At 54.8% G+C, this 8,052-nt stretch carries 8 protein-coding genes and 1 tRNA gene; 8 read left to right on the top strand and 1 reads right to left on the bottom strand.

The genetic code is table 11. From position 1 onward, the window contains the following. Positions 1–159: 159 nt before the first annotated feature. Both E0L35_RS23610 and E0L35_RS26365 read left to right on the top strand, forming a co-directional pair. Entirely contained in the window at positions 160–756 is a 597-nt protein-coding gene (locus tag E0L35_RS23610) for a hypothetical protein (protein WP_138801587.1), read from the top strand. A gap of 149 nt (positions 757–905) precedes the next feature. Further along, positions 906–986, top strand: a tRNA-OTHER gene (locus tag E0L35_RS26365). A 105-nt stretch (positions 987–1,091) separates the two neighbouring features. Here E0L35_RS26365 and E0L35_RS23605 read toward each other — a convergent pair. After that, positions 1,092–2,462 carry a glycosyltransferase gene (locus tag E0L35_RS23605; protein WP_138801586.1) on the bottom strand — a complete coding sequence of 457 codons (1,371 nt, stop codon included), beginning with the start codon at positions 2,460–2,462 and terminating at the stop codon, positions 1,092–1,094. A gap of 198 nt (positions 2,463–2,660) precedes the next feature. Here E0L35_RS23605 and E0L35_RS23600 point away from each other — a divergent pair, with 198 nt between their 5' ends. From E0L35_RS23600 to E0L35_RS23575, 6 genes are all read left to right on the top strand, one after another. After that, on the top strand, positions 2,661–3,428 hold the full coding sequence (locus E0L35_RS23600) for an AraC family transcriptional regulator (protein WP_027957418.1): 768 nt from the start codon (positions 2,661–2,663) through the stop codon (positions 3,426–3,428). Between the two features lie 184 nt (positions 3,429–3,612). After that, positions 3,613–3,969, top strand: coding sequence for a RidA family protein (locus E0L35_RS23595; protein ID WP_138801585.1), 357 nt, complete (start codon positions 3,613–3,615; stop codon positions 3,967–3,969). A gap of 1 nt (position 3,970) precedes the next feature. Next, positions 3,971–4,906, top strand: coding sequence for an ornithine cyclodeaminase family protein (locus E0L35_RS23590; protein ID WP_138801584.1), 936 nt, complete (start codon positions 3,971–3,973; stop codon positions 4,904–4,906). Between the two features lie 138 nt (positions 4,907–5,044). Further along, a complete protein-coding gene (dctP, locus tag E0L35_RS23585) occupies positions 5,045–6,118 on the top strand; it encodes a TRAP transporter substrate-binding protein DctP (protein ID WP_022520062.1) in 1,074 nt (357 codons plus the stop codon). A 114-nt stretch (positions 6,119–6,232) separates the two neighbouring features. After that, on the top strand, positions 6,233–6,778 hold the full coding sequence (locus E0L35_RS23580) for a TRAP transporter small permease subunit (protein ID WP_138801583.1): 546 nt from the start codon (positions 6,233–6,235) through the stop codon (positions 6,776–6,778). Continuing rightward, entirely contained in the window at positions 6,775–8,049 is a 1,275-nt protein-coding gene (locus E0L35_RS23575) for a TRAP transporter large permease (protein WP_041157569.1), read from the top strand. Before E0L35_RS23580 ends, E0L35_RS23575 begins: the two co-directional genes overlap by 4 nt. Positions 8,050–8,052 lie beyond the last annotated feature (3 nt).

Genomic DNA, 8,052 nt, shown 5'->3' with positions numbered 1-8,052 from the left:
CCTTTCCCGCTCAATGAGCGGGAAAGGAGCAAAAATACACAAAGAAAGGGAGAAGAGTGTCTGAATTTTCGATTTTTTGTCGGCTCAAGTAAGCGTTGATGAATATCGGCAGTTATTCAGACCTTCCCTAAGACTTATAAGCATTTAAAGGATGAGTTGTTGGAGGAGATGAATATATATAAGCGGAACTATGATAGCTTCGGGTATAATATATTCACAAATATGGCTTTTTATGTTAATAGCGGAACTAATGAAAGCACTCGCGATAGTTCAATTTTAAAAGAAATCTCGCGGCTTAAACAAAGGCGAGATGAATATAAGGAGAAAGGCAGAGGCGATTATAATCGATACGTTGAAATTATCAGAGAAAAGACAGACTTTTTTTCTTCATTAAAGGTGAGGCTGGCTACGAAAGGGGAGCGGCTTGTAGATGTTTGCATGGTATATGGTTACTCTTATTTGCCTGAGGATGAAAGGGGGTTTCATAAAGAGATAAGGCATCATTCTCGCTATATAATTAATTCAGTCGAAACTGTATGGCAAGGATTGAATAAAGAAAGCACTTATAAATTTGATATACCGATGATAGAGAATATAGAAAAAAGCAAAACTAAGATAAGGGTAGAGTTGGCAAATCTAGAAGCTGAGTCAGAAAGAATGAAAGAGGCTTCAGAAGTAAAAAGAAATATTTATATAAGTGTGCTAGGAACAATTTTTATTTGTTTGGGATATGTGGTCTCTAAAGGATATGCTTGATTTTTAGTCACAGTGAAAAGCAGTTTGCGAAAACTATGGTTTTCAAACCTGATGTAAGAAGGTGTCCACATTGCGACAGCATAACTTAGCTTTAGCGAGCCAGAACGAGCATTATGAGAGCTAAAATTCCTTTATAATCAATACAGTGAGCTGGTGTGAGTTGATCCTCCAAGGCTTCAAAATCCGCCGCCTTTACGGGTGTGCCAGTTCGAGTCTGGCCACCGGCACCAACTTTAAAATCAGGCACTTAGGTGCCTTTTTTGTGTCTGCAATTTGAGCTTTTCCCTCCTAAGTGCCCGAAAGTGTCAACAAAGTGTCAGCGGAGAGTTCGGCGCTTACTTTCTCTCACTAGCCAAACGCTCAGCCGCGATCTGATGATAAAGACTCGCGAGTTCCGCACTTTTGGCATCTTCGTGCCAGCTAGCGGCGTAGGCTTGGGCGCGTTCGGCGAGCTGTTGGCGCAGGGTGTCATCGCTTAGCAGACGGTTGACCTTGGCGGCGAAGTCGTCATGGTTATCCTCGGCGATCAGGCAGCCTTCTCCTTCTTTTAGTACATCCAGCGTACCCATCGTGGCTGTGGAAACCACCGGTGTGCCCAGTGCCATTGCTTCCAGCAGTACCAGCCCCTGGGTTTCCGTGCGTGACGCAAATACAAACACGTCGGCGGCGCGGTAGGCGGCTTGCAGTGGGCCGCTGCGGTTGAGATAGCCGAGGAACAGCACCGATTCTGCCACGCCAACTTCCTGGGCGCGCCGGACAAGCGAGTCATGGGCCGGGCCTTCGCCGGTAATGATCAGCCGGGTGTTGGGGTGTTCGGCTAATACCTTGGGCAGCATATCGATCAGAAAATCGATGTTCTTCTCAAAGGCGGCGCGGCCTACATAGAGCAGCAGGCGCGCATCTGTAGGTAGATCGTAATGAGCACGAAAGTCGCTATCATCCTGGGCTCCCTGAGAGTGGCAGAACGACTCCAGCGACAAACCGGTGGGAATGACCGTGGAGGGCGTGGTCACTCCGTAGCGGGTAAGGGCTTCCTGCATTGCTCGTGAAGGAGCGACCAAGGCGTCGAGCTGCTGGCACTGGCGCACTGAAAGCCGACGCGCGGCCAGCCTCAGCCAACGTCGTGGAAGCCAACGGATATAGTGGTGAACATACTCCTCAAACAGGGTGTGGTAGGTCGCTACCACTGGAAGCCCAAGCCGACGCCCCAGCGCTACACCGGCATAGTGGGCGGTAAAGGGGGTGTGGACATGAATAAGGTCAAAGGCTTCAGCGGCAAGCTGCGGTGCCAGGGCGATCAAGTCCCGGTAGCGCATCATGCGATCCTCCGGGTCGCCGGGTACCTGGCGCGAGCGGATGCGCAATACGCCCGGTTCGTCCACTTGGCCCACAGGATAATCGGGGCAGATCAGCATGACCGAGTGCCCCAAACGCTCAAGGGCACTGCGAAAACTGGCGATGGAGGTGGAAACACCATTAACGCGGGGGAAGTAGACATCCGAAATCATCAGTATCTTCATACCCCTCAACGGCTTCTCGGCCGTTGACGCCGCTGAGTGAAACAGCGTCAAAGCTGATGCTACCTGCGCCTCGCGTTCAGCTTTACGCTGTAGGTGTAGGGCATTGCCGTTGGCTAATTGAGTGAGGGCCGCGACTTCCTGGTCACTGAGAGGAGAGTTGAGAGAGGGGCGTCGGCGCTGTGGCATGTTGTTTTGACTCTTGTGGCAGCTTACGAATAAGCTATCTTGAGTCCATGACTGGCGGATGACAGCCAGCGCGCTTAGATAAATACCGTGCACTTCCCGGGAAGAGCGTTAGCCCACAGTTGGCTTCACTCTCGCTTTTTGTTGCTTAGCCGTTTTATAGTGCTGGAATAGCATTCGATGTACAGACGGTACCCCACCATGGCCCATTTTGAGCTGCATAGCCGCAATTTAGCCCAAGAGCAGGTGGCCCATACCCACGACTTCCATCAACTTATTCTAGCTACCTGTGGTGTTACAGAGCTTTCGATGGAAGGTCAGGGGGAGCGGGTGACCGCCCGCCGTGGGTGTCTGATTCCCTCATCGCGCCACCACGAGTACCAAGGCGATGGCAGTAACCGTACCTTAGTTCTGGATATACCCGTTGCCCAATTGGCTTCGCTTGAGAAGGGCAGCGAGATTGAGCGCCTCTTCGATAAACCGCGTTTTTTCAGCGTCCCCCCCGCATTAAACCAGCTTACCCACGCCCTGGCGAACCAGCTTGAACAGTGCCCCGCGCTACAGAACGAAATTGCGATTCTGCTGTTACGCGCGCTGACCATGTATCTGCATGACACCTCTTCCACAGCGGTTGGGCAGTTGGGCCAACACTGTATTAGCGAACGCCTGGATCTTGCGCGTTTGGATGCCTGGTTGGATCAGCACCTGGCCGATGAGATCCGCGTGGAGCAGTTAGCTGCTTTGTGTGCCTTGAGCCCAGGCCACTTTCACTCCTGCTTTCGCGAGCTGACTGGCGTAACGCCGCTGGCCTATGTACAGCGCAGGCGCTTAGAGCATGCCCGCACCTTGGTTCGCCATAGCACACTCAGCCTGGGGCATATCGCCATGCTGGTTGGCTTTCGCGACCAAGGCAGTTTTTCCCGCGCCTATCGGCGTTATTTCGAGCTTTCCCCTTCTTCAGATCGTTAGGCCCTCATCTGACCGCTAGCCCCTCGCCGAACCGTTAGTGATAAAATTTTCTTGCCTGCATGACTTGCGGGCAAATCTATCTCAGCTTCGGGCAAGTAATTTGCCTGCTAGCGCTTTAGTCTTTGACTAATCCCTTATATCAAGACCCTTTATATCAGCAGCACCGCTTTCAAGGAGCAACACCATGGGCGTTACCTATCAAGACAGCAATGCACGTATGAGCCAAGTGGCGATTCACAACGGCACCGTTTACCTCGCAGGTCAGGTTCCTCCTGATGCCACGGCGGATATGCGCGGCCAAACCGAACAGGTGCTGGCGCGTATCGATCAACTGCTAGCCCAGGCGGGCACCTCGAAAGAGCATTTGATTTCGGCGCAAATATGGGTCACCAGCATGGCGGAGTTCGACCAAATGAACACTGCCTGGGACGCCTGGGTCGTGCCCGGTCGCCCACCTGTGCGTGCAGCGCTTGAAGCCCAGCTCGCCAAGCCCGAGTGGAAAGTGGAGATCATGGTGGTAGCCGCGCTGCCGGAGGCCTGATATGCGGGTTGTTTCTGCTGAAGAGGTCACTCGCCACCTAGCGTGGGATGGCTTGATCAAGCGGCTACATACAACGTTCGTGAATGGCGTGGAGTCTCCTCCCCGCCATCACCATGCGATGCACCGGCCAGATGGCGAAGCCACCATGCTGCTAATGCCCGCCTGGGAAGCGGCGGGTTACATCGGCGTGAAAATGGTCAACGTGTTTCCGCAAAATGCCGATCACGGTATCCCGGCAATCTCTGGGCTCTACTTGCTCAGCGAGGGCAAGCACGGCCAGCCGCTGGCGTGTATCGATGGCAGCGAGCTAACCCGGCGTCGCACGGCGGCAGCCTCCGCGCTGGCCGCTCAAGCCTTGGCCAATGAAAACGCAGAAACGCTGCTGGTGGTGGGTACGGGGAAGTTGGCGCCCATGGTGATCGAGGCCCACGCCAGCGTACGCCCCATCAAACGTGTGCTGATCTGGGGCCGCAATCCCAGTAAAGCGGCGGCGATTGCCGACGAGTACGCCGAACGCTTCGAAACCCATGTGGTGGAGGAATTAGCGGATGCTGTCGCTGAGGCGGACATCATTAGCTGCGTAACGCTCTCCAATCAGCCGCTGATTAAAGGTGAGTGGCTAACGCCCGGCACTCACCTGGATCTGATCGGCGCGTTTCGACCACAGATGCGCGAAACCGATGCACTGTGTCTGCGTCGCTCAGAGGTATTTGTGGATACCTACGCCGGTGCCAAAGGCGAGGCGGGCGACATCCTGCAAGCCATTGAAGAGGGCGAATTCCAGTTCGACCAGATTCAGGCGGAGCTTGCTGAGGTGCTAGCAGGGACTAAATCGGGGCGCTCCGCACCGGATGCCATCACGCTATTCAAATCGGTAGGGGCTTCGCTGGAAGACCTGGCCGCTGCCATTGAAGTGTGGGAGTCGCTTCCCGAATAACCATAGCTTTTTCAGGAGACATAGTTTTTTCAACAGATATGGTTTTTACAACAAAAATAGTAATCACCACATCGTCACCGATCAGGTGGCAACGCCAGTCATAACGAAGACCGACTAATAAACAAAACGAGGTGTGTTATGAACGCAAAAAAATCAGTATTTTTCGCCGCCCTGGCGGCGCTACCTTTGGCTGTTGCAAGTGCTAATGCCCAGGCGCAATCCTATGAAATGGTGATCGCCACGCAGTTGCCAGAGGATATGAGCAATAACGAAATCTATCCGGCGCTGGTGCATTTCAAGAACCTGGTGGAAGCGAGAACCGATGGGGATCTTGAGGTCACGATCTTCGGCGGCGGCCAGCTAGGCTCCGAAGTAGAAAACGGCTCGGAAGTGCAGGGCGGACGAACGCTACAGTCGACGATCATGTCTGCCGGGGCGATGTCCTCCTTCTACGAAGACTACCAAGTAGTTACGGCGCCGTTCCTGTTTACCAACTGGCGGCAGGCGTGGAGCTTCTTTGATAGTGAATGGTTCGCCGACTTTATGTCCGGCACCGTCGAAGCCGCTGATATGCGTTACCTGGGTACCTTCGACGATGGCGGTGGCTTCGTCGCCTTCACTAACAACGTGCGCTTGATTGAGACCGTCGAGGATTTAGAAGGCCTCAATATTCGTACCGAAGAGAACCCCGCCCACGTGGCGATCATGCGCTCGCTAGGCGCTTCGGCCACCCCGTTGCCCTGGGGCGAGCTAATCACCGCGTTGGAAACAGGTCTTGCCGATGGCCAGTTCAATGCGCCGGTGCTCAACACCACCTTCAACTTCGATGCGGTGACTGACTACACCACGCTCACCGGGCATGTGTATAACAGCGCCCCCTGGGTGGTTAGTGAGTCCTGGTACCAGTCGCTGCCCGAAGAGCATCAGCAGGCGGTGATCAGCTCCGCACGGGAAGCGATTCAACTGAGTCACGGTATGTCGGGTGCCCTGGCTACCGCTAGTTGGGTGGAGTCCTGTGAACGCTTTGAAGAGTGCTACCTGATGCCCGACGCTGAGCGTGAGCGGATGGCGGAAATTGCCCGTCCCGCTTGGCAGGAGTGGATCGTCGATGACTTCGGCATGGACGAAGCCCGCGTACAGGGGCTGCTGGATGAAGTCGAGCGCGTGGGCCAGCAGTTGGCAGAAGACGACTACCGCATTTATGGCCAATAAAACCTGGGTCAATAAAACCTAGGCCAATAAAGCTGGGTCAAAAAAACAGGGCCAATAACGGTTAGCGAACGATATACGCTGGGGCAATGTGAGGCCCCAGCGTGAGGAAAAAACATGGGCGTTTTAACTCCTTTGCGCCGCTTGAGCGATCTCGTCAATCAGGTGGCCATCGTGGTGTGTGTGGGCTGTATTCTGGCGATGCTGGGCATCTCGTTCACTGCGTTTCTCTACAAGTTGCTCACTGGCAGCACGCTTAGCTGGACCTACTCGCTGGCGCGGCTGTTTCTGCCCTGGATCGGCTTTCTCTCCATGACGATTTCGCTGCGCTATGGCGAGCACGTCGCCATGACCCTGCTGGTTCGCAGCTTGCCCAGAGTAATGGTGCAAGTGGCTGCCGGGCTCTGCCTGGCGGTGATTGGCCTGTTTGCACTGATGCTGACGTGGTACGGCTGGGATTACTTCGCCAGTGCCACCCAGGTTTACATGGTCTCTGATCAAATTCGTATTCCCAGCAAGGTGACCGCTATCGTGGTGCCTCTCAGTGGCGTCCTCATGCTGCTGCATCTGGTGCATGGCTTTGCCCTGCTGGAGCACTTCATTGATGAGCAGGACGTGATTAGCGAACTCATCGACACCACTGACGGGGAGCACCGCTCATGACCCCTGCAATTATTGCGTTTGTCGTGCTGCTGTTTATCGGTGCACCGGTAGCGGTGGTGATGGCCATGTCGGGACTGGCGGGTGGTTTTGCCATCGGCGGCGAGCGCATGCTCGGTATCATTGCCGACCGCATGTTCTCCGGCGTCTCCGGCTTTCTGCTGATTGCCGTGCCCTACTTTATTTTCACCGCTGAGCTGATGAACCAGGGCGGGCTGACTCACAAGCTGATCGCCTTCAACAATGCGCTGTTCGGCCGGGTGCGCGGGTCACTCTCCCATGTGAATATCTCGGTCTCGGTGTTCTTTGCGGGTCTCACCGGCGCGGCGGTCACCGATACCGTCGCCATCGGCAAAATCATGATTCCTGAGATGAAAAATCAGGGCTACGATGCCGAATACGCCGCTGCGGTTACCGCCTGTTCCTCCATCATCGGGCCGATTATTCCCCCAAGCGTGGTGATGGTGGTATACGCAACACTGCTGCGGGATATTTCGGTGATTGACCTGTTTGCCGGAGGCATTATTCCTGGCCTGTTGATGGCGCTGGCGCTGCTGGGCGTCAGCTTCTTCCTGGCCTGGAAGCGCAACTACCCGAAACAGGCTCCTACACCCTTTAAGGCGGCCATCATCGCACTGTTAGTCGCGCTGCCTGCGATGGTGGTGCCGCTGATTATTCTTGGCGGGATTCTCTCGGGGCTCACCACGATTACCGAAGCCTCGGGTTTTGCGGCGGTTTACGCCATCGTGATTGGTGTGGTCTTCTACCGTAATCTTACCTGGCGCAAAATTTGGGATGCGCTGGTGACCACGGTGCGCTTCTCCGGCGTGGTGTTTTTTCTACTGGCAACCTCGGCGGTATTGGGCTGGTTCGTCACCCGCTCGGGCATCGCCAGGGATGCGGCCAGCATGATCACCACTTTCAGCGATGCGGCCTTTGTGCAACTGATGCTGGTGTGTCTGCTACTCTTGGTGATTGGCACGGTGATGGATGTGCTGCCCGCACTGGTGGTGATTGCCCCGGTGTTGGTGCCAGCGATGATCCAGCTGGGCTTTGACCCGCTCCACTTCGCGATCCTGATGATCGTGGTGCTCAATATCTCCAACGTGACACCGCCAGTGGGGATGACGCTGATGACCGCCGCGCGAATAGCCGAGGTGCCTTATGAACGGGCAATCGTGGCATCGCTACCGTTTTACGTGTCGTTTCTGGTGGTGATTGTGTTGCTGGCGGCGTTTCCGGCGCTCTCTACCTGGATTCCGTCACTGCTGTAATTT

The sequence above is a fragment of the Halomonas sp. ATBC28 genome (assembly GCF_005937175.1).
Taxonomy (GTDB): domain Bacteria; phylum Pseudomonadota; class Gammaproteobacteria; order Pseudomonadales; family Halomonadaceae; genus Vreelandella; species Vreelandella titanicae.
The sequence above is the reverse complement of the archived record's forward strand: the minus strand, read 5'-3'. Positions and strand labels throughout refer to the sequence as shown.

What these genes read in the sequence shown, in the direction of transcription:
- E0L35_RS23605 (WP_138801586.1), bottom strand. Translation starts at nt 2,462, where the DNA reads ATGCCACAGCGCCGACGCCCCTCTCTCAACTCTCCTCTCAGTGACCAG.
- E0L35_RS23600 (WP_027957418.1), top strand. Translation starts at nt 2,661, where the DNA reads ATGGCCCATTTTGAGCTGCATAGCCGCAATTTAGCCCAAGAGCAGGTG.
- E0L35_RS23595 (WP_138801585.1), top strand. Translation starts at nt 3,613, where the DNA reads ATGGGCGTTACCTATCAAGACAGCAATGCACGTATGAGCCAAGTGGCG.
- E0L35_RS23590 (WP_138801584.1), top strand. Translation starts at nt 3,971, where the DNA reads ATGCGGGTTGTTTCTGCTGAAGAGGTCACTCGCCACCTAGCGTGGGAT.
- dctP (WP_022520062.1), top strand. Translation starts at nt 5,045, where the DNA reads ATGAACGCAAAAAAATCAGTATTTTTCGCCGCCCTGGCGGCGCTACCT.
- E0L35_RS23580 (WP_138801583.1), top strand. Translation starts at nt 6,233, where the DNA reads ATGGGCGTTTTAACTCCTTTGCGCCGCTTGAGCGATCTCGTCAATCAG.
- E0L35_RS23575 (WP_041157569.1), top strand. Translation starts at nt 6,775, where the DNA reads ATGACCCCTGCAATTATTGCGTTTGTCGTGCTGCTGTTTATCGGTGCA.